Source organism: Nocardia sp. SSK8, from assembly GCF_037034205.1.
In the GTDB taxonomy this organism is placed as follows: Bacteria; Actinomycetota; Actinomycetes; order Mycobacteriales; family Mycobacteriaceae; genus Nocardia.
Map to the genome: position 1 here is coordinate 1 of NZ_JBAGKD010000037.1, position 482 is coordinate 482.

Below are 482 nucleotides of genomic sequence, written 5' to 3' on the forward strand. Positions count from 1 at the left end.
CGGGGCGTGTCGAGGGCGATCGTCATGGGGTTCCTCGTCTTTCAGGCGTTGAAGTACGTGGCTTCGGGGTGCAGCAGGACGAATGCGTCGGTGGATTGTTCGGGATGTAGCTGGAGTTCTTCGGAGAGTTCGATGCCGATCCGTTCGGCGTCCAGGAGGTCGACGAGTTTGGCGCGGTCTTCCAGTTCCGGGCACGCACCGTAACCGAACGAGTACCGCGCACCCCGATAGCCGAGCTTGAAGTAGTCCTGGATATCGGCCGGATCGTCATCGGCCACCGACTGACCGTCCAGGGTCAGTTCCTCACGGACCCGCCGATGCCAGTACTCGGCCAGCGCCTCGGTCAACTGCACACCGATACCGTGCACCTCGAGATAGTCACGGTAGCTGTCCCCGGCGAACAGGGCGTTGGCGAAATCGGCGATCGGCTGACCCATGGTGACCAGCTGGAACGGCAACACATCGACCTGCCCGCTCTCCCG

1 protein-coding gene is annotated in these 482 nt (G+C 62.9%); it reads right to left on the minus strand.

The window, feature by feature from the left end:
- Positions 1-41 precede the first annotated feature (41 nt).
- Positions 42-482 (minus strand): vitamin B12 dependent-methionine synthase activation domain-containing protein (locus WA675_RS27265; RefSeq protein WP_336088323.1); only part of this gene is annotated, 441 nt, incomplete at its 5' end.